We start from the raw sequence: 22,959 nt of genomic DNA, 5'->3' as shown, positions 1-22,959 counted from the left end.
CCCTTTTCCCCTCATCACCTAGGGCCCCACAGGAAGCGCAAATACGCGGTTTGCTGCTCCAGGCCAGGGGGCGAAGCTTCCCTTGGGTACTTAACCCAGGCGACGACGCAGCTCGAGGGCCTCGTCTCTCAGTTGCTCGGTTTGTCGAAGATGGGCCAGGGTGGTATCGCGGCTGTTCTCCAACCGGGTGCAGGGGGTGCGGTACAGGCTGTTGAAACGTTCGCGGGTGCGGTGCATCTCGGTGTCTAGGGTTTCGCTCAGGGCCCGCTCGAGGGTGCTCCGCAACTCGGCCAGCCGTTCGCGCAAGCGGGCTTTGGCAGTCTCTTTACGCCGCGGCAGGATAGAGGTGGCCAGGATCGCCCCAAACACCGTAGCAAAAATGCCCAGAATGTCGAAGGCAATTTTCTGCGCCACCAGCAGAATGGTCAGCCCCAGACCCATTACCCCTACCTCGGCCAGCGCGGTGCCGCGCAGGCTTTCCTGGATGAAGTCGCGCAACTGAATGGCTTCGGCTTCGGCATCGAACGAGCGTAAGGCATCTTCCAGGTTGCCCGCAATGGTGCGTTCTTCGGGGCCGACCTGTTCGGTCTGGCGCAGGCCGGGGGCTTCACGCAACAGCGAGAGGGCGTCTTCCAGCAGTTCGCGGTCACGCTTGGCCAGCCAGTTCATGGCTTCCAGTACCCGGCGCTCGATATCCTGGTTGGCCCCCTTGACCACATCATCAATAAAACTCTGTTTGAGCTTGCTGGACTGCAGGAGCTCGAGAAATTTGGAGAAGCGCACTTTTTCATCCAGCCAGCGCTCGCCTCTGCTCTTTACCTCGTCAATGGCTTGCAGCGCCAGTGCAACCTGCCCGCTAAAGTCGCGGCGGGTGCGTTCTTCGTGCCTGTTGACCAGATTGTCGAGCTCGCGGCAGGTGGCGAGCTGCTTCTCGGCTTCTTTGAGTCTGTTCTCCAGGGCCGGTTTGGCTTCCTCGGCCAGACGTGCCAGTACCCCTAGGGGTGAACCCAGCTTGAGAATGGCCGCCTCGAGGGTGAGCACCTGCCGGATGTGGGCTTCGAGCTCAGGAATATGACTCTGGGCTACCTCGCCCTGGCGGGCGCGACGGGCCGATACCGAAAAGATGGGAGGAACATGCCCCAGGGTTTGGTCGGCGCCTTTGCGCACGAACTCGAGCACCTGCTGCAACTCGGCCTCGGTTAGCAAGTCCATTTTGTTGAGGATCAGCACCACTTTCTTGCCCCAGGCCCGTATGAAACTGAGGAAGTCGGCCTCGGACTGGGTGAAGGGTCGGTCGGCGCTGGTCACGAACAGAATCAGGTCTGCGCGCGGCAGAAATTTCTGCGTCAAGACCTGGTGGTGCTGCAGGATGGCGTTGGTTCCGGGGGTGTCTACCAGCCGCACATCTTTGAGGAGGGCATGGGGAAGTTGGATCAACACCAGTTCGGGGGAGACTGGCTCGAGTTTGGGTTCGGGGCCGTAGCCGATCAGGTTGATGCGATCAGTGGTCGGTGTGACCCCCTCCTTCAAGGAATCCCCTCCCAACAGCGCGTTGAGCAGGGAAGATTTACCGCTATTGAATTCACCCGCTACCACCAATAAGAAAGGGCCATCCAGGTCCAGCAAGGCCTGCTTGAGCGCTTCGGTTTCGACCCCCACTCGAGCCAATGCATCCAGCCCCCTGGTCAGCAGCGCTCGCACGTCCTGGGCTAAGGCCAATGTCTTCGAATCCAACATGCTGAGTATTCTATCGCAGGGCAAATTTACCAAACGCCCCAAACGTTCAAGGCGGCTGTCACTGCCTCGAGCCAGTAGGTCAAAAGTCGGAGGAATCGCTCGCTATAAAAAAGACAAACACTTGGCTTCACACTAGGCCACCATAGGTGAGTCCCATGAATACCTGCAACATCAGAGCATGGCTGAACCAGTCAAAACACTTGTCCACAGTGGTAGGTGTTTGTGGTAACGCGACTGTTATCTATTCCATATACCCATTCACCTCTGCGTGGAATTACCTGATAAAAACAGGCTATTCTCAGTGTGATCCTTTTTGACAATAGGCCAATTCGGGTGTTGATTTTCAAGGTCTCCTGCCTAGATTTTTTTTGCATGGCCAGCTTTCCAACCCGGTACATGATGTAGATAGCTAACCAGGCGGAAATTGCAAAACGTGTTTTAACTCGATAAATACGGCATGAATCGCATACTGCAATTGAGAGGATTCTCGAGTGAAAAAGAACTAGCAACCATTTCACCCGATGCTGGCGCAATTGATTAAGATTTACTCGAGGGAAATTCCGACATCGAGAAAATGCGATGGCAAAGGCACAAAACATAGCTTTTCGATACGCATCGGACGAATTGAAAATTCACCAAGGGGTTGTACTTGACATACAAAAATTACACAACATGTAGTATAGTAATCTCCAGTGGAGAAACAATCTATCAGCAACACCCGTCCACAGTTCGCACAACGCCAAAAATCCGGTTCTGTGCACTGGGCGAATCATCCGCTGGATAGCGCATGATTCGAGGGTTATTGCTGAGATGGCTCCACTCTGATTTAAGGAGGAACATACATGACTGAACAACCAAAACCCGCACCCGCCAAGAAGCCCGCTGCCAAGAAAGCTGCTGCTAAACCTGCAACTAAGAAGCCTGCTGCGAAAGCCGCTGCCAAGCCTGCTGCGAAGAAGGCTGCTCCCAAAAAAGCGGCCGCTAAACCTGCAGCTAAGAAGCCTGCTGCGAAAGCTGCTGCCAAGCCTGCAGCTAAGGCCGCTGCGAAACCCGCTGCGAAGAAGGCTGCTCCTAAAAAAGCTGCTGCCAAGCCTGCAGCTAAGAAACCCGCTGCGAAAAAGGCTGCTCCCAAAAAAGCGGCTGCCAAGAAGTAAGACTCTGAATTTTAGTAACCGACTCCAACACGGAGTCGGTTGTTTTTTATGCTATCGATTATGGCGACTGCTGCAAAAGATCTACCGATTTACCGAACCAAGAGGCGGTACTAGTGCTCCGGTAACTTAATTCCTGGGATGGATTTGGCTCCCTTAATATTTGGGAGTTGCTTCGAGCGCTTCATTTTGGGAACTTCACTGCATATCAATTTTTAACTTACCAAACCACTAGCTTGATGAACTCTTAATGGCCTCTACTGCCTGGGGGTTCTCCAGTGCGGATAGGTCGCCCGGGTTTTGTCCCAGGAAGGCGGCTCGAATCACCCGACGCATCACCTTGGCATTGCGGGTTTTGGGTAGATCGGAGACAAAAAGAATTTTTTCGGGTTTGAGGGCTTTGCCTAGACGATGGGCGATGGTATCGCCGATGGCCTTCTCCAGTTCGCTGCTGGGGGTTTGACCGGTGCGCAATACCACAAACACCACGGCCGCCTCGCCCTTAACTTCGTGCGGAATTCCAATGGCAGCGGCTTCTTTCACGGCAGGATGCTCAACCGCAGCGCTCTCGTATTCAGCGGGTCCCACCCGCTTGCCGGCAATTTTGAGGGTGTCGTCGCTGCGACCCTGGATCATCCAGTGACCCTCGTGATCGAGCAGGGCCCAGTCGCCATGCACCCAGATATTCTCAAAGCGATTCCAGTAGGTATTCAAATAGCGTTCGGGTGCGTTCCAAAAGCCTTTGGTCTGCCCAGGCCACGGCCCCATCACGGCCAGCTCGCCCACTTCATCGCGCACCGGTTTGCCTGTGCTGTCCAGCACCTCGGCATGAATACCCGGTACAGCCGTATTGAAGCCCATGGGTTTGATGGGTCGCCAGGCCGTGCAACCCAGGATGCCACCGCCAATTTCTGTGCCGCCTGAATAGTTGATGATGGGCAAACGCCCCTGGCCCACGGTTTCGGCGAACCAGAGGTAGGGCTCCAGGTTCCAGGGCTCGCCGGTAGAACCCAGCATGCGAAGTTTGGACAGGTCGTGTTTGCGGATGGGTTCGTCGCCCAAGGGCATCAAGGCCCGTACCAGGGTGGGGGAGAGGCCCAGGTGGGTGACCCCGTGTTTCTCGCAGATGGCCCATAAGCGGTCTGCATCGGGATAGTCGGGACCGCCTTCGTAGAGCAGCACTGTGCCACCGATGGTCAGGGCCCCCAGAATCGCCCAAGGCCCCATCATCCAACCCATGTCGGTAAACCAAAACAAGGTCTCGTGCTGGCGTAGGTCGAACAGGTGGGCCATGTCCTGGGCGGCCTTGATGGGGAAGCCTGCATGGTAATGCACGGTTCCTTTGGGTTTACCGGTGGTGCCCGAGGTATAGATCAGCATGAAGGGATCCATGCTGCCCATGGGTTCATAAGGCGCAGTGGAAGGTTGTGGTGAAACCACTTGGTCCCAGGCCAACTCGTTTTCGGCCAGAGGTGCATCGCCAAAGCGGCGCACTACCAGCATCTTTTGCACGCTGGGCGAGAGGGTTGCGGAGGCGCGGGCACTGTCCAACAGCTTGACCCGGCTACCCCTACGGTAGAAGCCATCGGCGGTGATGATTAGTTTGGCTTTGGCATCATTGAGGCGGGTAGCAGCCGCATCAGCGGCATAGCCCGAAAAAATGGGCACAAAAATCGCCCCTACTTGGGCCAGTGCCAGTGCGCTGATGGCGGTCTCGGGCAGCATGGGCAGGAAGATGCCTACCCGGTCTCCCTTTTCGATGCCCAGGGACTTGAGGGCATGGGCGGTTCGCGCAACAGCGGCCTCGAGTTCACCATAACTCAGCCGGGCAACCGCCCCATCCTCGCCTTCCCAAATAAGGGCCGGGTCGTGGGGCCGGGTTCTCGCATGGCGGAGGGCATTATAGGCCAGGTTGAGCTGACCCCCCACAAACCACTGGGGCCACTGGGGGCCTTGGGAGGCGTCCAATACCTGCCGATAGGGGGTAAACCACTCGATACCCAGATGCTCGAGGGTTGCTGCCCAAAAAGCTTCGGGCTGGGTGATGCTGAACTGATAGAACGCTTCATAACTTTCTAGGTGCAGACGCTGCAGCATGGCTTCGATATGGCTGCCGCGTTGGTATGCTTCGGACGGGAACCAGATGGGTTCACTCATAGCTAGCCTCACTTTGCTCCCCTACAGTTTATCTGCCCAGGGCTACTCGTAGGTCAACTGGCTCAGGAGAATAGTTTGTTCGGAGGGCAGGTATTTAGCTGTAAAGCCTGGCCTCTAGAGATCCCATAAGAGGACATTTGTTGTGGCAAATGGGAAGATAATGATAGTAGCAATCTTTTAGTAGCTATTTTGGGAGGTGGTTTGTGTGAAACTGCCACTACGTTGGTATTGAGTAGGGTTTATGACCGGTGTTTTGCTGTTGGCGTTTTGGGCATGGAGGCAGGTTCCAATACGATTTCATGTAGATGGCACAGATGTTACCGATCAGGGGCAAGAGTCTGGGTACGCTGATCCCGACATCATTTCAACCAAGCTGTACAGTTGGCAGTTTTTGCTGCAAAGCCTAGCCTGGGAGAGTGGCGACACCTGCAAAGTGCTGATCGAAGCCACCGAGCAAGAGCAGATGGTTCTACATGCGTACAAGCAAGCAGAGGTGTTGCGTTTTGCAAAAGAAGAAAATTTGGACTGGCTAAGCTATGCCAGAGGGGTGGAGAATCTGGCCATTCGAATATTTGATCTTGGGGTGTTGATAAGTTTGATTTTGGCCGTGACATAGGGGGGGCAACAAACTTTTTGCGGCGAAGTATGGGTTTGCCGATACCCATGTCCTGGTGATGATGGAAACCCATGCCTATGCCACGGTCTGGGGTTATGACCAGAAAGGTAATCGTGTGTTGTTGGTCAACCGGGGAGGACTCCCGAACGAAACGAACATGGAAGTAGTACAGGCTGTTTATCGGGAAAGGTTTGGTGAAGGAGCAGGGATGGTGCTTTTTGACGCGCATCTAGCCCACCAAATGACGCATTGTCGGCAGATTAGGAACCAGCCTTTTTGTTATGTACCTACTCTCGAGGACTATCAGCCAAGTGGAATCGAAGCCTATGAAGCCTCGATCGCGATCAAGCAAACCGGTATGATTTTTTATAAGTGCTTGTTTTAGAGCGGCGAATCTAACGCTTGCGAAACAGGCCAAACAGCCCTTTACCCTTGGTGGGCTTGTCTTCCCCAGTGGTTTTGTTGGGTTCGGGCTCGGGTAGGTTACGCGCTATTCGCAGAAAAGCCTGGGGGGTCGCGCGGATGGCCGGGTCTTTGGTCAGGAGGTTGCGCACGATCCGATCTAGATGGGGTGGGAGGTTGGTGGGAGGGGGCATTTTGTGCAGGTGGGCGTAGGTGATTTCCTCCAGTGTTTCGCCGACAAAAGGCCGCTTGCCCACCAGCAACTCAAAGGCCATCACCCCAAACGAATAGGCATCCGAAGCTGGGGTGGCTGGCTCGCCCATAAATAGCTCGGGAGCCATATAAAAGGGGCTTCCGGCCCGCTCGAGGGGCTTGGGGTTTTCGCGGGTCTTGGCCACCCCAAAATCGCCCAGCTTGAACAACAGCCCATCAATAAAGATGTTGGAAGGCTTGACGTCCTGGTGGATGATGCCCCGGTCGTGGAGGTAGATGAGGGCCTGGGCAATCTGAGCCAAGCATTCGAGGGCCACTTCGCGGCTAAGGAGGCCTTTTTTGAGGCTGTCCTCGAGGGTTCCCTCCTCGAAATATTCCAGGGCTAAAAAAGCCCCTTCCCCTTCGGGGCGTCCCGAAAGACCCCGTACCAGATTGGCGTGATTGAGCGTAAGGGAAAGGGCTACTTCCTGGGCAAAGCGCTCGGTAAGGGCCCGGTCGTTGCGCACTTCCCGGCGTGGCACCTTGAGCGCCACTTTGGTGCCGTCGGGCGCGTGGGCTAGATATACCTGCGACGACCGTCCCAGGCCCAAGAGCATCTCGAGCCTGTAGTTTTGGCGGGTCAGTCGGCGATAATCCATGGGGTTCTCAAAACTTCCAACTATTCCAGCACAAGCTGCGTTACGAAAGAGTTAAATTTTCCCCTGGTTGCAGGGCCTGTCCCCCCACGCCCAAAAGACCTGCCCGGCGGATGAAGGCGGCGCCATCCTGGGTAATGGGGGGGAAGGTGTTGTAGTGCACGGGTAGGACCTGTTTGGCCTTGGTGAGCTCGAGGGCCTGGAGTGCGTCATCTGGCCCCATGGTGAAGTGGTCACCGATGGGCAGGACGGCGAGGTCTACATTATACGAGGCCACCATGGCCATATCGCTAAAGAGGGCGGTATCGCCTGCGTTGTAGATGCGCTTACCGCCCAGTTCCAGTACGAAGCCCTGGGCCAGCCCGCCGTAGGTTCCATCCGGGAAGGACGAGGAGTGCAGGGCTGGAAGCCACTTGAGCCAACCCCCTTTGAACCTGTAGGTGCCCCCCAGGTTCATCCCCACGCCTTGTCCCCCCTGCTTCTCGGCGTAGCTGACAATCTCGTAGTTGGATACGATGGGTGCTCCCGTACGCCTGGACAACGCCACGCTATCGCCATAGTGGTCGCCGTGGGCATGGGTCAGTACGATCAGATCGGCCTGGACTTGATCGGCGGGGAGGGCGGCTTTGGGGTTGCCGGTCAGGAAGGGGTCTACCACGATCCGGGTGGTGCCATCGCTGATCAAAAGCGCCGAATGTCCCAAAAAGCGTACTTCGACCACGGTTCTACCTCCATTCACTTCTAGTATATGCCTGCATCTGCTTTGGGGTTTACCGCTCGTGTTACCTTGGGCTTTTTGCAACGGCTATAGGAATTGAACTATTGATCTGGAGAAAATGCCGAAGGGGGTGGAAATTGGTTGGAGTTGGTTCAAGATTTGGCCAGCCGCTTGAGTACCCGCTCCACGTTGCGCTCGAAGGCCGCTTCGGCCAGCCGCCCCAAGGCCCGTCCGCCCCACTTCTCCCCCTGGGGCAAAGTGGCATGGATGCGGAGGGTAAGCTGGTAGTCAATCCCTCCCTCCACAACTTCCCCACGGCCCTCGAGCTCGGCCCAGAAAGCAGGGGGCTCTTCGAGTGGCAAGGCCTCCAGGCGGGCTATATTGCCCTGAGGATGAATGCGGCTGCGGAAGGGGAAATGGATCTCCCCAAACAGCGGCGCCTCGGCCACCAGGTAGCCCTCGAGGGTGGTGTCCTGACGGGTAAGTTCACCAAAGGGAGGCTTGCCGGCAAAAACCTGTTCGGGCTTTAGCAGGTGTTCGGGGGGTTCGGCAAGCCGTAGATTAAAAGACTTTTCTAACACCATAGGTTTTGAGTGCCCTAGCACTGACTTTCCATTATCCTGCGGCTTTTGTGGGAAGCGCAAATGGGTTTGCGAACAGGAAAACAACATTTGCGACGACAGGCCAAGGGGGCGGGGCTTCCCGTGGGTGCTTAGTTGACCCACTCCACCCGTACCTGTCCTGCCTGTGACAGTTGCTCAATTTCCTCGTCGGTTACGTTGCGCAGCCGCGAAAGATGGCCAAATTCGGGGGCTGCAGTTGCCAGCCCAACCCGCACCACCAGCACCTCCTCGCCTTCGGCCTTGCCAATGCGCCAGACCAAGTGATTGCCAAGCCGCTCGAGCAGATCGTTCATAAGTAACAGGGTATAGGTTGGTGGGGGCCTGGTAAAGAGAGCCAAGCAACCAAGGGTAGACTATGTCCGTGGAAGCTATTGTGTTGGCCGGAGGCAGAGCCGATGATCCCCTGGCACAGAAGTTTGGGGTAGCCAGCAAGACCTTAGTGCCGCACCGGGGGCGTCCCCTGGTGGAGTACACCCTGGAGGCCCTGGCCCAGGCGGGTCTGGATATTATTTTTGTGGGCCCACAAACCGCCTTGAACCCTCCTCCCAAGATATCCTTGCCCGACCGTGGCAGCTTAATTGCCAACCTCGAGGCCGGTATCAACGCGGCTCGAGGCGAGAAAGTCCTGGTCGCTACCGGCGATATGCCTTTTCTAAGCGTGGAAGCAGTGCGCTGGGTATTGCAGAACGCGCCCGAGGCAGGTTTTGTTTACTCGATTATCGCCAAAAAAACCATCGAAGAGCGCTTTCCAAAGATGCGCCGCACCTATGCCCGTATACGGGAGGGTTCTTTTACCGGCGGCAACATCGTCCTTATTGACAAAAAACTCTTTTTCACAGCCCTGCCCTTGCTCAAGCGAGCCCTGGAGCTGCGTAAAAACTCCCTGGCCCTGGCCCGGATGATCGGCTTCGGAACCCTGCTGCAGGTTCTGCTGGGTTGGGCCGATATAGCCGGTTTGGAAGCTAAGGTCTCGCAGATTATTGGGGTTCCGGCCAGAGCCCTCATTACCCCCTACGCTGAGGTGGGGGTGGATGTAGACAAGGAAGAAGATTTGCAGTGGCTCAGTTGAGCCAAAGCCTGACCCCTGCCGATGATCCTGCCTACCGAGAAGGTGATCCCTGCGGACTTGCTGGGTTCCAAGCCAGGGGGCTGCCTGACTGCATTTTTCAAATGGCCGCTGTGGTTGGTTTGGCTCCCCCCGCTTCCCCTGCTGTAAACTGAATACCGAATGCGAACGGTTCGTGACCTACGTCTTGCTGGCCTGATTGCCTATCTTGCGGCCCTCATTGCCGGGCTCATCGTCTCTGGAATCGTACACCTGGTGTTTGGACAGCGGGGTGTGTTCGGCTGGGAGGGGTTTAATTTTTTCGGCATCCTCGAGGGTGTTTTCTTTTTGCTGGTTTTTACCCTATCGCTGTGGATCGCCAAGCGAGCAGTCAAGGTGACCACCACCACCCTGCTCTCCGCCGGGATTTTTGCCCCCACTTCGGCCCGCAAGCTGGCCCGACCGGTGCCGGTCATCAATGCTCTGCAATCCTTCGAAGGTAACATTGCGGTACTGCTCGAAGCCGGGCAACCGGTGGGCGTTATCGGAATTGCCGATTCCCTGGTGCCCTGGGACGAGGCCCCGGTGGTTCCGGGCGATACGGCTGCCAGTGAACTGGGTTCTTTGTTCCGCCAACACCAGATTGTGTTTGTGGCCGACGGAGACACCATCCATGGAATGATTACCCGTGAACGTTACTTCAAGTATCTGGGCGCCAAATAATACCGGTTCCGCTTGAACCCTTCACCTCAAGCCGACCGAAGGGAGTAGACGTGCATTCCGGCAGTGTCGTTTAGACTTTCAAAAGTGAACGATACTGCCGGAATGCGTATAAAACCCCAAGTTGGGGGGCGGGGATCTGGACCCCTCATGAGCTAGCGCAGCACCGCAGGGTGGGTTCGTACTCCTAAGGTCAGATAAACCGACTTTGTCTTTGACATAACTTATCCTAGATAAAGAACTGGAGATGCACATGACCAAAGCACCCGATATCGTAGATTTGCTCAATCTGGCCGTAGATCGCAGCTCGAGCGACCTGGTCATCACCGTCGGTCTGCCTCCCATGATCAAAATTGATGGGGAGTTCCACCCTACGGAATACGAGCCCCTCACCCCTCAGGAAACCCGTCGTCTGACCTATGCGTTGATGGACGAAAAGCAGCAACGGGTTTTCGAAGAAGAAAAGGAGCTCGACTTCTCCTTCAGCCTGCCCGGTAAGGGTCGTTTCCGGGTCAACATCTTCTTGCAACGGGGCAGTGTGGGAGGTGTGCTGCGGGTGGTGCCCTCCAATGTCAAGAGCTTTGAGGAATTGGGCCTGCCCAAAAACGTGGCCGACATCGCCATGAACCCCCGTGGCTTGGTGTTGGTAACCGGCCCCACCGGCTCGGGCAAGTCCACCACCCTGGCCTCGATGATTGACTACATCAACGAGCGCAAACGCTGCCATATTGTCACCATCGAAGATCCCATCGAGTTCTTCCATCGCCATAAGTCCTCGATCATCAATCAACGGGAAATTGGCTCCGACACCCATGGCTTCGACAAGGCCCTACGTTCGGTGTTGCGCCAGGCCCCCGATGTAATTCTGGTGGGCGAGATGCGCGACTACGAGACCATCGCAGCCGCCATTACCGCCGCAGAAACCGGCCACCTGGTTTGTGGCACCTTGCACACCAACAGTGCGCCCGAGACCATTGACCGTATCATTGACGTTTTCCCTCAGGCCCAGCAAGAACAGGTGCGGGTACAGCTTTCCAATAACCTGGTTGCGGTCTTGACCCAGCAGCTTCTACCCAAAGCTTTTGGTGGGGGGCGTGTTCTGGCTTATGAGCTCATGATTGCTACACCCGCTGTGCGGGCGCTCATTCGTGAAGGCAAGAGCCACCAACTAGTTAGCGTAATTCAGACCGGCGGACAGCATGGCATGATTACCATGGATTCCTATCTAGCCGACCTCTTCAAGCGCAAGCTCATTACCTACGAAATGGGTCAATCGCGCTCCGTAGACCCCAAGGAGTTTGCTCGCCTAGCGGGTGCAGGCGGCCCGTCTCCCCAGACTGCTGGAATGCGCCGCCCGTAAACTTCTATATTGGCAGTATTGCTGTATGGGTGCCATTTACCTCTACTTCAGGGCCGATACTGGCTTGACAAAGAGACTCTTCAAACTCCTATAGGGAAACATCTTTGTGAAGCCTAGTGTTCTCCCTTCAGTCGGGGTGGACAGTCTCCTAAATGGAGACTGTCCACCCAAACTCGGTACGAGTGGCACTCGATACTTTGGCCGTAATCTGTGCGTTCCAGGCGTTAAGGTGTGAATAATTGGTTTCTCAGGTGTGCACTAGCGCGTAGTCTTGAGGTTGTATGATTGGACCATCAAAGAATTAACAGTTTGCAGGGAGCTGGGTGCATGGCTTTATCGAGGATTCACCGGATGTTTAGCAGCCGCATCGCACAGAATGCGGCGGCTTTGTATGCGGTGCAAGTTTTGTCCTATATCCTTCCACTAATTTCGCTGCCCTACCTGGCGCGGGTACTCGAGCCTCACAACTTTGGTCTGGTGGCTTTTGCCCAGAGTTTTGCCAACTGGCTGGCCGTGTTGGGTGAATACGGCTTCAACTACTCAGCAACCCGATCCATCGCTCGCCTGCGAGACCGAAAAGAAGCAGTGGCTGGCATCGTGATGTCCATCATGGGGGCCAAGTTATTGTTGGTAGTGGGCATGATCCTGATCACTTTCCTAGCCTGGTTGACCATCGAGAGTTTTCGCAACCAGGCGGCCCTGGCCTTTTGGGCCTTGATGATTGCTGTTGCTGCGGCCCTTAGTCCCCTGTGGTATTTCCAGGCCATCGAGCGCACCTGGGTGGTGGCAATTTTGGAGGGCTTTATTCGCCTGGGCCACCTGATCGGAATTTTTATCTTTGTACGCAGCCCCGAAGACACCTGGATAGCCCTGGCGGTACAAGCCATGGCCTACAGCCTGGCTACGGCCATCGAACTATGGCTGATGTACCGTGAAATCCCCTTCAAGGTACCCAATCTGAGCATGAGCTGGGTGGCCCTGCGTGTGAGTTGGAGCCTGTTTCTAGCCCGCGCTTCGGATAGTTTCTATACCTCAGCCAACGGGGTTATTCTGGGACTTCTAACTTCGCCGATCCAAGTGGGCTTTTTTGAAAACGGCAATCGGCTGGTGCGTCCAGGCCTTTCGATTTTGTGGCCGTTGGCCCAGGCTATCTATCCCCGTATCAACCACCTCATCAAGCGCGATGCCGATGCAGCCATGCGCCTGAGCCGGCTTGCTTTGTGGGCCACGGTGGGGATCGGGTTGATAGGAGGGGTGCTGTTGGCGGCTTTGGCTCCTATCCTGGTTATGTTGCTGTTTGGTGAGCAGTACAAAGCCTCAATTCCGGTGCTGCAAGTGATGGCCCTGCTGCTGCCTATTGTGGGCTTTGGGTATTCGCTTTCCATGCAGTACATGTTTCCTCGGCAGATGGACCGAGAGGTAATGTATTCGGTATTCAGTGCCAGTGTGCTTAACCTTGTGCTGGCCCTGATTCTGGCCCCGCGTATGGGGGCTTTGGGGATGGCCATTGCGGTGGTCTCGGCAGAGGCTTGGGCTGCCGGGTTTCGTTTTGTAGTGCTCAAGCTGCGGAAGATCTTATGAAGCCTCGAGTCCTTTTTTACCTTCCAGTTCTAGGTTACGGTGGAGTAGAGCGGGTGGTGCAGCATCTGTCGAGCGGTCTATCGTCTCACTATGACATCCTGATCGCGGCTCAGGGTTCCGAACCCGGCGATCTGCTCTCCCAGTCTAGGCTGCCGGCCAATGTGACTATTTTGCCTGCGCCCACTGCGCGCTCGGCCATGAAACACCGGGCTATTCCCCGGCAGGTGGGGCGTTTGCTGTCTATTCTGGCAGAATACCAGCCCGATTTGCTGCTCTCGGCCTGGCCTAGGGTTCACCTCACGGTGGCAATTGCCCTGGGGTTGCTGCCAAAGTCGCGACGACCCAAATGGGTCCTCACCGAACACAACGAGATTCAAGGTTACTTGGGGTTGGGTTTACGGAGCAACTTCAAAATGGCCCTAATACGTCTGTTGGTTCGCAATGCCGACGCCTATGTGGCGGTCTCAGAGAAGGTAGCCCGCCTTTCGGGGGCAGTATATCCTGGTTCCAACTTTCGGGTTATCTACAACCCGGTCATTGCCCCCGACCTCGAAAGCAAAGCCCAGGAATCGGTAGAACACGACTGGTTTAAAGGTCGTAACCCCATAGTTCTCTCGGTCGGGCGGATGGATACGATGAAGGATTTTCCCACCTTGCTGCGTGCCTTCAGACTGGTGTTGGAGCGCATTCCCCAGGCCCGGCTGGCGATCCTGGGCGAAGGTGAGCTGCGCCCTCAGTTGGAGTCTTTGGTTTCCGAACTGGAGATTGGTGAACAGGTCTGGATGCCTGGTTTCGAGCCTAACCCGTACAAGTACATGGCCAGGGCCACAGTATTCACCATGTCCTCAGCTTTTGGCGAGGCCTCGCCCCTGGTGCTTTCGGAGGCCATGTACCTGAGCAGGCCAGTGGTGTTGACACGCTTTGCTACCGCCCCAGAGTTCGTGGAATCAGGAAGGGATGGACTACTGGTAGACATCGGCAACCCCCAGGCTCTGGCCGATGGGCTGGTGCGGGTGTTGCAAGACCCGCAAATGCAATCGGAGTTCGGTGCAAGAGCCAGAACCAAGGTTAAGGAGCGTTTCTCGGTAGAGCAGGCGGTCGCCAACTATGCGAACCTATTCGAGAAAGTGCTGGGTCAGCCTACCCCAGCGGGGGTCGAAACTGTATGAGGCTCAGGGAGGCAAAAGGTGTCTAGGGAACGATTCGCGGTCTATCTGCCGGCTTTGCTGGGGGGCGGTGCAGAGCGCTCGATGCTCAACCTGGCCATTGGGATGGCGCAGCAAAATGTAGATGTAGACTTGGTGCTGGCCGCTGCCACTGGGCCTTACCTGAAGATGGTGCCTCCCGAGGTTCGGCTGGTGGACCTGAAAGCGGGGCGGGTTTTGTCCAGTTTGCCTGCGCTGGTTCGCTACCTTCGGGAAGAAAAGCCGGTGGGTGTGGTTTCAGCCCTCGATCACGCCAATGTGGTGGCTCTTTGGGCCTGGCGGCTGGCGGGTGGACAAAGCCGGATAGCGGTTTGTATGCAAAACACCCCTACCCAGGATGCCACTCATGCCACCTCTGTCTTGGGTCGTTTGACGCCGATGGCGATGCGCTTCTTCTACCCTTGGGCCACCGGCATCGTGGGTGTTTCGCAGGGTGTGGTGGACGACTTTGTTAAGATGACGGGGATTCGCCAAAAGGTAAGGGTCATTCACAACCCGGTCATTACCCCCAATCTGTTCAAGCGGGCCGAAGAACCTGTGGAGCATCCCTGGTTTCAACCCGGTGAGCCCGCGGTTTTGTTGGGGGTGGGTCGGCTGACTGCCCAGAAGAACTTTCCCAATCTGATCCGTGCCTTTGCCGAGGTGCGTGAGCAGCACCGTTGCCGACTGATGATTTTGGGTGAGGGGGAAGACCGCCCGGCGCTCGAGGCCCTGATTCGCGAACTGGGCCTTGAAGCCGAGGTGAGCTTACCTGGATTTGTGCAAAATCCCTACGCCTATATGAATAGAGCAGCTATGTTTGTTTTATCTTCCGACTGGGAGGGACTGCCAACGGTGCTGATTGAAGCCTTGGCGCTGGGAACTCCAGTGGTGGCGACCGACTGCCCCAGCGGGCCGATGGAAATTTTGCAAGGAGGAAAATTGGGTCGCCTGGTGCCTATGAAAAATGCTTCTGCCTTGGCTCAGGCCATCGTGGCCACCCTTTCCGAACCCCCCAAGCCCGTATCGGAAGAAGCCTATAGAGGCTATACCCAGCCGGTAGTGGTGGATCAATACCTGCGGTTGCTAAGGGGTAATTGACGTGAACCGACTGGCCTATCTAGCTTTGTGGCTGTATGTTTTCACCGTTCCCTGGGAAAATATCATCACCATTCCGGGTTTGGGCACCCTGAGCCGCTTTGTGGGTATAGGTGCAGTAGGCATTGGTTTGCTCTACGTGCTATTGTCCGGTTCGCTCCGGTTCCACCGAGCCCACATATGGGGTGTGCTATTTGTGCTGCTGGCTGCACTGAGCTATTTCTGGAGCATCGAGACAGCCGACACCCTCAACCGGGTTTTTCAGTATGGACTGTTGTTCGCGTTTTTCTGGGTCTTGTTCTCGGTGATAGACCACCCCGAGCAACTGCGCGGGATTCTAGTGGCGTATGTGCTGGGCTGCTATGTGGCGGGTTCTGACACCATCTCCAACTTCTTGAGTGGTTCCGAGGCCTACTACCAGCGCTTTGCAGCCGATGGTTTCGACCCGGGCGACCTTTCTTTCGTGCTTGCTCTGGGCATCCCGATGGCCTGGTATCTGGCGTTCAAGGAAAACTCCCGAATGGTTTGGCTCTACCGACTGTATCCACTTGTAGCCGTTATGGTCATCTTGCTAACTGCAGCCAGGGCGGGTTTGTTGGGAGTAGCGGTAGGGCTGTTGTTTGTTTTTTTCACCCTGCCTCGAGCTTCCTGGCGGGTTAAGGCCCTGGCTACAGTACTGGGGCTTGTTGCTTTATGGATAATCCCGGTACTGGTTCCCGCCGATAGTTTTTCGCGCCTGGCCACCCTCAGCGAAGAGCTGACCCAGGGCAGCCTCAACGACCGCACCAATATCTGGCTGGCCGGCTGGCAGAACTTCTCAGATAACCCCATCCTGGGGGTGGGAGCCGGAGCCTTTGGCGCCTCCCTGCGTGACCACGAGTTGTTTCGTGACTGGGTGGCTCCGCACAACCTTTTTGTCTCCATCGCTACCGAGATGGGTCTGCTGGGTTTAGGGCTATTTGTGTTGATGCTGGTAAGTGTGGTGGCGGTGCTTTGGCAGATGCCGGCGCTCGAGCGGGGCTTGTGGCTTACGGTGCTGGCTATTTTGTTCCTGGCTTTCATGGCCCAGAACTGGGAGTGGCGCAAACAGACCTGGTTTGTGCTGGGAATGATTATCACCCACTGGAAGATCCTCTATCCTGCCTGGATGCCCGTAAAGCAGCCGCTGCTGGTGTTACAAGCAGAAAAAAGATAAGCCATGACTGCAATTGTCCCGAAACGCATAGTTTTTGTGATCACCACCCTGGGTATGGGGGGAGCCGAGACCCAGTTGGTACGCTTGGCTACGGGTCTCAAAGGGCGCGGCTGGCAGGTTTCGGTGGTCTCGCTAATCCCTATGGAGTACATCGCCAAGAACCTGGAGCAGGCCCAAATCCCTGCTATCTCGCTGAGTATGAAGCCCGGTAGCCCCGACCCCAGAGCCGTGCTGGTCCTGGCCCGTTACCTACGCGAACAGAAGCCGCAAATTGTTCATACCCACATGGTGCATGCCAATTTGCTTGGGCGCGTCGCGCGGCTCTTGGTCCCGGTGCCGGTTTTGATTTCTACTGCCCACAACGTCAACGAAGGCTCGCGTTGGCGCGAGATTGCCTACCGCCTGACCGACCCTCTGTGTGACCTGACCACCCAGGTGAGCCAGGCCGGTCTGGAGCGCTACGTGGATGTTGGGGCTGTTCCCAAGGATAAAATTCGCTTCGTACCCAACGGTATTAATAGCCTCGAGTTTAGCCCTAACCCCCAACTCCGGGCCCGGCTACGAGGGGAACTGGGGTGGGAAGAGCAGTTTATTTGGCTGGCAGTGGGTCGGTTTGCGGAGGCCAAAGACTATCCCAATATGATGCAGGCTTTTGCTAGGGTACATGCGCTACGACCTGAAGCACGGCTGATGATTGCAGGTCTGGGGGAGCAAATGAAGGCCATCCAGCAGTTGGCCCAGACCCTGGGCCTAGACCAAGCAGTTCGCTTTCTGGGTCTGCGCAAAGATGTGGCGGCCCTGATGAATGCTGCTGATGGCTACGTGATGTCATCGGCTTGGGAGGGGTTGCCGATGGTTCTGCTGGAAGCCGCCTCCACCGGGCTGCCTATGGTGGTAACCGATGTAGGCGGCAACCGCGAAGTGGTGCAAGAAGGTCAGACCGGCTATTTGGTGCCTCCTGGTAACCCCGAATCCTTGAGTGCTGCGATGATCCGCCTTATGACCTTGCCGGAGATGCAAAGACAACGCATGGGGGAGGCTGCACAGGCATTTGTAGAGCAACGCTACAGCCTCGAGTCCGTCTTGACCCAGTGGGAAACCATCTACGCCGAGCAGCTTCGCCGCAAGGGCCTTGCGACGGAGGTGAAAGATGCCTAAAGTCCTGTTTCTCGCCAACATCGCCCGCTTTTTCACCGATTTTTTGCTGCCTTTCGCAGACCATTTTCGCGCTCAGGGTTGGCAAGTAGACGCTGCCGCATCGGAAATGCCCGATTGCAGGCGTTGTGTAGAGCACTTCGACCAAGTCTTCAATTTGCAGTGGACGCGCAATCCCCTCGATACAAGGAACTTTTTGCAGGGGCTACAGCAGGTGCGCGATCTGGTCAAGCGCGGTAGCTACGATATCGTGCATGTGCATACGCCCATTTCGGCGTTCATCGTCCGTCTGGCCCTACGAGCTGTGCCGCACCGTCCTAAAGTGATCTATACCGTACACGGCTTCCACTTTCACAAGCGTGGCCATCCACTGAAGAACTTGATTTTTCTCGGCATAGAAAAAATTGCCTCCCCCTGGACAGATTATTTGGTGGTCATCAACCGTGAGGACGAAGAAGCCAGTCGCCATTACCGGATCGTGCCCGAGGGCCGCTTGCGCTACATGCCCGGCATTGGAGTAGATCTGAACTACTACTCAGCAGATGTGGTAAGTGAGGAGGCGATTGCCAAAGTGCGGGATGAGCTGGGATTGCCGAAGGGCCAGCCTTTGTTCCTTATGATTGCCGAATACGCCCCGGAGAAGCGCCACCGGGACGCTATAAACGCCTTGGCTCAGTTGAATCGAAAAGACGTAGTGCTGGCCCTGGCGGGCATCGGCCCACTGATGGAGGACATCCGGGTTATGTCAAAAAACCTGGGTTTGGAGCATCAAGTTCGTATCCTGGGATGGAGGCGGGATATTCCCACCCTCATCTGCGCTTCCAACGCGACGATTCTGCCTTCCGAGCGCGAGGGTCTGCCCAGGGCAGTTCTGGAGTCGCTGGCGCTGGGCGTTCCGGTAATCGGGGCGGATATCCGGGGCGTGCGGGAGTTGTTGGTAGATGGTTGTGGATTCCTGACCGAGGTTGGAGATGTGCCAGCTATCGCAAAAGCCATGCAGAGGATTATCGAAAACCCAGAGGAAAGCCGGGAAATGGGCCGTAGGGGTCGCGAACGCATGAAAGCCTATGACCTGACAAACATAATCCGCTTGCACGAAGAGCTTTATGCAGAAGCACTTGGTGGTAAGCCGGCGCCGAACCCTGTCTAAGAGAGGATGTTTGTCTTGGAATGGTTGTTGCTCTTGCTCACCGCCATAACAGCAGTGGCTTTGGTTGGACTATCCATCCCCTTGGCTCGAGTACTGGGTATCGTGGACAAGCCCGGGGATATCAAGATTCATTCCTTGCCAACCCCACGCTTTGGTGGCATCGGTATTGTGGCCACTGTTACCATTTGGGGCTTGTACACCGGCACCTTATCTGGATGGGCTTTGCTGGGTTTGCTAATTATCGCCGCAACCGGTGCTCTCGATGACCGCTACAACCTCTCACCCAAGATGCGCTTAGTAGCCGAGCTGATAGCAGGGCTGGCGCTGGGTCTGCATTTTTGGAGCGGGTTGGGGTGGTTGGGCTTGGTCATGGGTATTGTGTTGGTTCCAGTGATGGCCAACGCCGTCAACCTGATTGATGGCATGAATGGGCTGGCCTCTGGCAACGCCATGATTTCGGCGGCGGGCTTGGCATTAATGCTATGGACCATGCAACTTGAAGCATTGTTGGCCATCATCGTGGTGGGTAGCCTAGTGGGCTTCCTGGTATGGAATTACCCCAAAGCCAAAACCTTCATGGGTGATAGTGGCAGTCTTTCTGTAGGGTACATGCTTGCCATGTTGTTGATGCTGGCGGCAACGCATGGCTGGATTACCTTCCTGGCAGCAGGCGTTATGGTTGGCTTCCCACTCTACGACATGGCCGCAGGCATTATCCGGCGCTGGCGACGTGGCAAGCCCATTTTCGACGGCGACCGTGACCACACCTACGATCGGCTGGATCAGCTATATGTACGCAACCCTACCAAAACCGTGCTGGTGGTCTGGATAATTACCGCTGTTCTGGTAAAAGTGGGGCTAGTTATCAGCCATGCCGTTTTATTGGTAGGAGCTTCACTGGTTTTGCTGGTATTGGTTTTCTTATTTTGGTCGGCCTATCGGTTGGGCGCACTTTAACATTGATGCCAAAACGCTACAAATACCAATTTGCCTGAGGTCTTGCAACCCAGGGGTAAATGACCCATTAATCTGTAACGCCAAGTTACGGATCAACCAAAACAGAATTGCTCCAGACCTTGTAATAAAAACCTTCTGAACGAGTTTTTGGGAGGCTCTCGAGGTCAGTCGTTGGAGAAGAGACCAGCAGGGGCTTCGTTATTAGGTACGTTACTGCTGTGTTGCAGCGTGAAAAAGGCTTGCGACCAAGCGTAACGGAAGCGACAATGCAGCTACGAATCGCACTTTTTAGCGAATAACGCAGCCATAACGCCACTTACCCTAACCTTTCTAGCATACCTCTGGAGATGAAGATCTCCGACTTTTGAAGGAGCGCGCTGATGCTGAAAAACCCCGTTGCCATAACGCCTTTTGCTCCCTGGCCGTACTTTGAACCCGACGAGATTGAAGCCTCGGTGAAGGTACTTCAGTCGGGGAAGGTAAATTACTGGACAGGCCAGGAAGGCCGTATTTTCGAGCGTGAGTTTGCAGAATATGTAGGAACCAAGCATGCGATTGCCTTACACAATGGCACGGTGGCGATTGAACTTGCGCTGTATGCGATGGGGGTGGGGGAAGGCGACGAAGTCATCACCACGCCCCGCACCTTTATTGCCTCGGCAAGTGCGGCTGTAATGCGGGGAGCCAGGCCGATCATGGCGGATGTAGACCGGGACAGCGGCCTGATTACTGCTGAGAGCATTGAGAAGGTCATCACCCCCCGTACCAAGGCCATCGTGGTGGTACACCTAGCAGGCTGGCCTGCCGACATGGACCCCATCATGGAACTGGCCCACAAGCACAACCTGTGGGTGATTGAAGACTGTGCCCAGGCGCATGGTGCTAAATACAAAGGCAAGAGCGTGGGCTCGATTGGCCACGCGGGGGCTTGGTCTTTTTGCCAGGACAAAATTCTGACCACTGGCGGGGAAGGCGGAATGCTCACCCTGAACGATGATGCGCTATGGAGCAAGGCCTGGAGCTTCAAGGATCACGGTAAGAGCTACGATGCGGTCTATAACCGCCAGCACCCGCCTGGCTTCCGCTGGCTGCACGAGGATTTCGGTACCAACTGGCGGATGCTCGAGGTGCAGTCGGCCATTGGCCGGGTCATTTTGCGCAAGCTGGATGGCTGGATTGAAAAGCGTCGGATGCACGCCCACTACCTCAGCGAGCGGTTCCGCCAAATACCGGCCCTGCGCGTACCAGAAGTGCCTGCCGATTTGTACCACGCTTATTACAAGTACTACGTCTATGTACGCCCCGAGATGCTCAAGCCGGGCTGGAGCCGGGATCGGATTATGCAAGTGGTGAGCGATATCGGTATTCCCTGCATGAGTGGGAGTTGTAGCGAGATTTACTTGGAGAAAGCCTTTACCCGCCGGGGCTGGCAGCCGACCGAGCGCTTGCCGGTAGCCCAGGAACTGGGGGAGACCTCGCTGATGTTCCTGGTACATCCCACCCTGAGCATGGAGCACATCAAGGCCACTGCCGATGTGGTCGAACAGGTAATGCAAGAGGCTTCGCGCTAGGATGCGAGAGGAGCGGGGATGATTCAGAATTTGAAGGAATTGCGTTTTAGTGCCGATGTGGTGTTGCGGGTTCTGGCCGACCAACTGATGGTTGCGGGCAGTTTCGCAGCAGCGATGGTGGTTCACCTGCTTCTGGCCTACAACGGTGTAGGAGCCAACCCCAGCCTGCTGGGTCAGTATGCACAGATCTATGCCCAGAATATCTGGATTCTGATGCTGGTCAGTTTTGCTGTTTTTGCGGCCAACGGCTTCTACACCAGAGGTCGAGCCTACCGGGGTCGCTACAAGATGCTGGTGGTAACCCAGGCGGTCGCCTTGGCCTATCTGGTGTACGGATTTACCGTCTTCATGATCCCGGCTGTCACCAATCCACCCAGCCTGGTGGTATTTTTGGGCTTTCTTTTCACGTTGGCGCTCACGTTGGGCTCCAGAGCCTGGGTACATTACTGGTCGATAATTGAGCTCGAGCGCAAAGCGAAGGCCGAAGCCAAAACCAGCCCTATCCCCAACCTTCACAGCAATGATCGCACCATCTTGGTGATTGGCGGTGCGGGCTATATTGGCTCAGGCCTGCTCCCCCGGCTGTTGGAGCGGGGCTACAAGGTTCGTTTGCTCGACCTGCTGATGTTTGGTAAGGAGCCCATCGCCCATGTACTGCATCATCCCAACCTGGAGATCATCCAGGCCGATTTCCGCCAAGTGGACAAAGTGGTGGAGGCCATGCGGGGGGTGGACACCGTGGTACACCTGGGTGGCTTGGTGGGGGATCCGGCCTGTGCCCTAGACGAAAACCTCACCACCGAAATCAACTTGGTTGCCACCCGCACCATCGCCGAGATTGCCAAGGGCATGCACGTCAAGCGCTTTATTTTTGCGAGCACCTGCTCGGTCTATGGGGCCAGCGACATGGTGCTCAACGAACGTAGCAGCCTCAACCCGGTTTCACTCTACGCCCGCAGCAAAATTGCTTCTGAACAAGTTCTGCATAAGCTCCAGAGCGACGATTTCTCGGTGGTGATTCTGCGCTTTGGTACCATTTATGGCCTCTCGGGCCGTACCCGTTTTGATCTGGTGGTCAACCTGCTCACCGCCAAGGCCATTGTGGATAAGAAGATCACCGTGTTTGGGGGTGATCAGTGGCGGCCCTTTGTTCACGTAGACGATGCCTCCCTGGCGGTGATGCTGGCGGTGGAGGCTCCCAAGGAGCGTGTTCACAACGAGACCTTCAATGTGGGGGGTAACGACGGCAATATGACCCTGGGCATGGTGGGTGAGCTGGTCAAGAAACTGGTACCCGATGCAGAGCTGATTGATTCGGGCCGCGATGGCGACCGGCGTAATTACCGGGTGGATTTCTCCAAGATTCGCAATATGTTGGGCTTTGTGCCACAGTGGACGGTAGAAAAAGGCATCCAGCAGGTGATTGATGCCCTACGCAGTGGCAAGGTGCGTGACTACCGTGCCTCCATGTACTCCAACGTCAAATACCTTACCGAGGACACCGCCTCCGAGACGGTCAAGCAGTACTACCTGGGCTGGGAAAAAGACCTGATCGAGCGGGCCCACATGCAAAATACCACCGAGGAAAAAGCCCCCTTTACCACTCCCCGGGCCTGAATCGTACTAAGTATTTCCATATAAGCATTGCGGGATGCCAACTACTTCTTCCCAGACGCCGTTAAGGCTACCGA

The 22,959-nt window shown here is 56.0% G+C and carries 21 protein-coding genes; 15 read left to right on the top strand and 6 right to left on the bottom strand.

All coding sequences use genetic code 11. From position 1 onward, the window contains the following. Positions 1-90: 90 nt before the first annotated feature. Positions 91-1,737 (bottom strand): dynamin family protein, encoded by a 1,647-nt coding sequence (locus WKI89_RS13795; protein ID WP_337870566.1) that lies wholly within the window; start codon positions 1,735-1,737, stop codon positions 91-93. A gap of 842 nt (positions 1,738-2,579) precedes the next feature. Between WKI89_RS13795 and WKI89_RS13790 the strand changes: the two genes are divergently transcribed. Next, a complete protein-coding gene (locus tag WKI89_RS13790; RefSeq protein WP_337870565.1) occupies positions 2,580-2,891 on the top strand; it encodes a hypothetical protein in 312 nt (103 codons plus the stop codon). A 228-nt stretch (positions 2,892-3,119) separates the two neighbouring features. Here the strand turns inward: WKI89_RS13790 and WKI89_RS13785 are convergent, their stop codons facing one another. Then, positions 3,120-5,045: an AMP-binding protein gene (locus WKI89_RS13785; protein ID WP_337870563.1), complete on the bottom strand. Its 1,926-nt coding sequence runs from the start codon at positions 5,043-5,045 to the stop codon at positions 3,120-3,122. A gap of 241 nt (positions 5,046-5,286) precedes the next feature. On the opposite strand from WKI89_RS13785, the gene WKI89_RS13780 reads away from it, so the two are divergent. Together WKI89_RS13780 and WKI89_RS13775 are read left to right on the top strand one after the other, a co-directional pair. After that, positions 5,287-5,661: a hypothetical protein gene (locus tag WKI89_RS13780; protein WP_337870562.1), complete on the top strand. Its 375-nt coding sequence runs from the start codon at positions 5,287-5,289 to the stop codon at positions 5,659-5,661. 55 nt (positions 5,662-5,716) lie between these two features. Further along, on the top strand, positions 5,717-6,046 hold the full coding sequence (locus WKI89_RS13775) for a hypothetical protein (protein ID WP_337870560.1): 330 nt from the start codon (positions 5,717-5,719) through the stop codon (positions 6,044-6,046). A gap of 10 nt (positions 6,047-6,056) precedes the next feature. Here the strand turns inward: WKI89_RS13775 and WKI89_RS13770 are convergent, their stop codons facing one another. The 4 genes from WKI89_RS13770 to WKI89_RS13755 all read right to left on the bottom strand — a co-directional run bounded on the left by WKI89_RS13770 (position 6,057) and on the right by WKI89_RS13755 (position 8,545). Next, entirely contained in the window at positions 6,057-6,914 is an 858-nt protein-coding gene (locus WKI89_RS13770; RefSeq protein WP_337870558.1) for a serine/threonine-protein kinase, read from the bottom strand. A gap of 40 nt (positions 6,915-6,954) precedes the next feature. After that, positions 6,955-7,632, bottom strand: coding sequence for a metal-dependent hydrolase (locus tag WKI89_RS13765; protein ID WP_337870556.1), 678 nt, complete (start codon positions 7,630-7,632; stop codon positions 6,955-6,957). Positions 7,633-7,781: 149 nt separating this feature from the next. Further along, positions 7,782-8,213: a DUF3809 family protein gene (locus WKI89_RS13760; protein ID WP_337870555.1), complete on the bottom strand. Its 432-nt coding sequence runs from the start codon at positions 8,211-8,213 to the stop codon at positions 7,782-7,784. A 128-nt stretch (positions 8,214-8,341) separates the two neighbouring features. Continuing rightward, the gene (locus WKI89_RS13755; RefSeq protein ID WP_337870553.1) at positions 8,342-8,545 is read right to left on the bottom strand and encodes a DUF3248 domain-containing protein; all 204 of its coding nucleotides are present in this window, start codon (positions 8,543-8,545) and stop codon (positions 8,342-8,344) included. Between the two features lie 62 nt (positions 8,546-8,607). On the opposite strand from WKI89_RS13755, the gene WKI89_RS13750 reads away from it, so the two are divergent. From WKI89_RS13750 to WKI89_RS13695, 12 genes are all read left to right on the top strand, one after another. Continuing rightward, positions 8,608-9,321, top strand: a complete 714-nt coding sequence (locus tag WKI89_RS13750; protein WP_337870551.1) for an NTP transferase domain-containing protein — start codon at positions 8,608-8,610, stop codon at positions 9,319-9,321. A gap of 159 nt (positions 9,322-9,480) precedes the next feature. Continuing rightward, complete coding sequence (locus WKI89_RS13745; protein WP_337870549.1) at positions 9,481-10,020, top strand: hypothetical protein; 540 nt, start codon at positions 9,481-9,483, stop codon at positions 10,018-10,020. Positions 10,021-10,270: 250 nt separating this feature from the next. After that, entirely contained in the window at positions 10,271-11,377 is a 1,107-nt protein-coding gene (locus WKI89_RS13740) for a type IV pilus twitching motility protein PilT (RefSeq protein WP_337870547.1), read from the top strand. A gap of 327 nt (positions 11,378-11,704) precedes the next feature. Beyond that, the gene (locus tag WKI89_RS13735; RefSeq protein ID WP_337870545.1) at positions 11,705-12,958 is read left to right on the top strand and encodes a flippase; all 1,254 of its coding nucleotides are present in this window, start codon (positions 11,705-11,707) and stop codon (positions 12,956-12,958) included. After that, positions 12,955-14,127 carry a glycosyltransferase gene (locus WKI89_RS13730; RefSeq protein WP_337870543.1) on the top strand — a complete coding sequence of 391 codons (1,173 nt, stop codon included), beginning with the start codon at positions 12,955-12,957 and terminating at the stop codon, positions 14,125-14,127. The genes WKI89_RS13735 and WKI89_RS13730 overlap by 4 nt, the downstream gene beginning before the upstream one ends. 18 nt (positions 14,128-14,145) lie before the next feature. Further along, positions 14,146-15,243, top strand: coding sequence for a glycosyltransferase (locus WKI89_RS13725; RefSeq protein WP_337870541.1), 1,098 nt, complete (start codon positions 14,146-14,148; stop codon positions 15,241-15,243). 1 nt (position 15,244) lies between these two features. After that, complete coding sequence (locus WKI89_RS13720; RefSeq protein ID WP_337870540.1) at positions 15,245-16,435, top strand: O-antigen ligase family protein; 1,191 nt, start codon at positions 15,245-15,247, stop codon at positions 16,433-16,435. A gap of 3 nt (positions 16,436-16,438) precedes the next feature. Next, complete coding sequence (locus WKI89_RS13715) at positions 16,439-17,593, top strand: glycosyltransferase (protein ID WP_337870538.1); 1,155 nt, start codon at positions 16,439-16,441, stop codon at positions 17,591-17,593. Continuing rightward, complete coding sequence (locus tag WKI89_RS13710; RefSeq protein WP_337870536.1) at positions 17,586-18,740, top strand: glycosyltransferase family 4 protein; 1,155 nt, start codon at positions 17,586-17,588, stop codon at positions 18,738-18,740. The genes WKI89_RS13715 and WKI89_RS13710 overlap by 8 nt, the downstream gene beginning before the upstream one ends. Before the next feature lie 6 nt (positions 18,741-18,746). Beyond that, the gene (locus tag WKI89_RS13705) at positions 18,747-19,697 is read left to right on the top strand and encodes an MraY family glycosyltransferase (protein ID WP_337870534.1); all 951 of its coding nucleotides are present in this window, start codon (positions 18,747-18,749) and stop codon (positions 19,695-19,697) included. Between the two features lie 380 nt (positions 19,698-20,077). Further along, positions 20,078-21,268 (top strand): DegT/DnrJ/EryC1/StrS aminotransferase family protein, encoded by a 1,191-nt coding sequence (locus tag WKI89_RS13700; protein ID WP_337870532.1) that lies wholly within the window; start codon positions 20,078-20,080, stop codon positions 21,266-21,268. Between the two features lie 18 nt (positions 21,269-21,286). Continuing rightward, a complete protein-coding gene (locus tag WKI89_RS13695) occupies positions 21,287-22,885 on the top strand; it encodes an NAD(P)-dependent oxidoreductase (RefSeq protein WP_337870530.1) in 1,599 nt (532 codons plus the stop codon). The last annotated feature ends 74 nt before the right edge of the window (positions 22,886-22,959 follow it).

The organism is Meiothermus sp. (assembly GCF_037443965.1).
Lineage (GTDB): Bacteria > Deinococcota > Deinococci > Deinococcales > Thermaceae > Meiothermus.
This window is presented reverse-complemented; position numbering and strand designations above follow the sequence as displayed.

What these genes read in the sequence shown, in the direction of transcription:
- WKI89_RS13795 (WP_337870566.1), bottom strand. Translation starts at nt 1,737, where the DNA reads ATGTTGGATTCGAAGACATTGGCCTTAGCCCAGGACGTGCGAGCGCTG.
- WKI89_RS13790 (WP_337870565.1), top strand. Translation starts at nt 2,580, where the DNA reads ATGACTGAACAACCAAAACCCGCACCCGCCAAGAAGCCCGCTGCCAAG.
- WKI89_RS13785 (WP_337870563.1), bottom strand. Translation starts at nt 5,045, where the DNA reads ATGAGTGAACCCATCTGGTTCCCGTCCGAAGCATACCAACGCGGCAGC.
- WKI89_RS13780 (WP_337870562.1), top strand. Translation starts at nt 5,287, where the DNA reads ATGACCGGTGTTTTGCTGTTGGCGTTTTGGGCATGGAGGCAGGTTCCA.
- WKI89_RS13770 (WP_337870558.1), bottom strand. Translation starts at nt 6,914, where the DNA reads ATGGATTATCGCCGACTGACCCGCCAAAACTACAGGCTCGAGATGCTC.
- WKI89_RS13760 (WP_337870555.1), bottom strand. Translation starts at nt 8,213, where the DNA reads ATGGTGTTAGAAAAGTCTTTTAATCTACGGCTTGCCGAACCCCCCGAA.
- WKI89_RS13755 (WP_337870553.1), bottom strand. Translation starts at nt 8,545, where the DNA reads ATGAACGATCTGCTCGAGCGGCTTGGCAATCACTTGGTCTGGCGCATT.
- WKI89_RS13750 (WP_337870551.1), top strand. Translation starts at nt 8,608, where the DNA reads ATGTCCGTGGAAGCTATTGTGTTGGCCGGAGGCAGAGCCGATGATCCC.
- WKI89_RS13745 (WP_337870549.1), top strand. Translation starts at nt 9,481, where the DNA reads ATGCGAACGGTTCGTGACCTACGTCTTGCTGGCCTGATTGCCTATCTT.
- WKI89_RS13740 (WP_337870547.1), top strand. Translation starts at nt 10,271, where the DNA reads ATGACCAAAGCACCCGATATCGTAGATTTGCTCAATCTGGCCGTAGAT.
- WKI89_RS13735 (WP_337870545.1), top strand. Translation starts at nt 11,705, where the DNA reads ATGGCTTTATCGAGGATTCACCGGATGTTTAGCAGCCGCATCGCACAG.
- WKI89_RS13730 (WP_337870543.1), top strand. Translation starts at nt 12,955, where the DNA reads ATGAAGCCTCGAGTCCTTTTTTACCTTCCAGTTCTAGGTTACGGTGGA.
- WKI89_RS13715 (WP_337870538.1), top strand. Translation starts at nt 16,439, where the DNA reads ATGACTGCAATTGTCCCGAAACGCATAGTTTTTGTGATCACCACCCTG.
- WKI89_RS13710 (WP_337870536.1), top strand. Translation starts at nt 17,586, where the DNA reads ATGCCTAAAGTCCTGTTTCTCGCCAACATCGCCCGCTTTTTCACCGAT.
- WKI89_RS13705 (WP_337870534.1), top strand. Translation starts at nt 18,747, where the DNA reads ATGTTTGTCTTGGAATGGTTGTTGCTCTTGCTCACCGCCATAACAGCA.
- WKI89_RS13700 (WP_337870532.1), top strand. Translation starts at nt 20,078, where the DNA reads ATGCTGAAAAACCCCGTTGCCATAACGCCTTTTGCTCCCTGGCCGTAC.
- WKI89_RS13695 (WP_337870530.1), top strand. Translation starts at nt 21,287, where the DNA reads ATGATTCAGAATTTGAAGGAATTGCGTTTTAGTGCCGATGTGGTGTTG.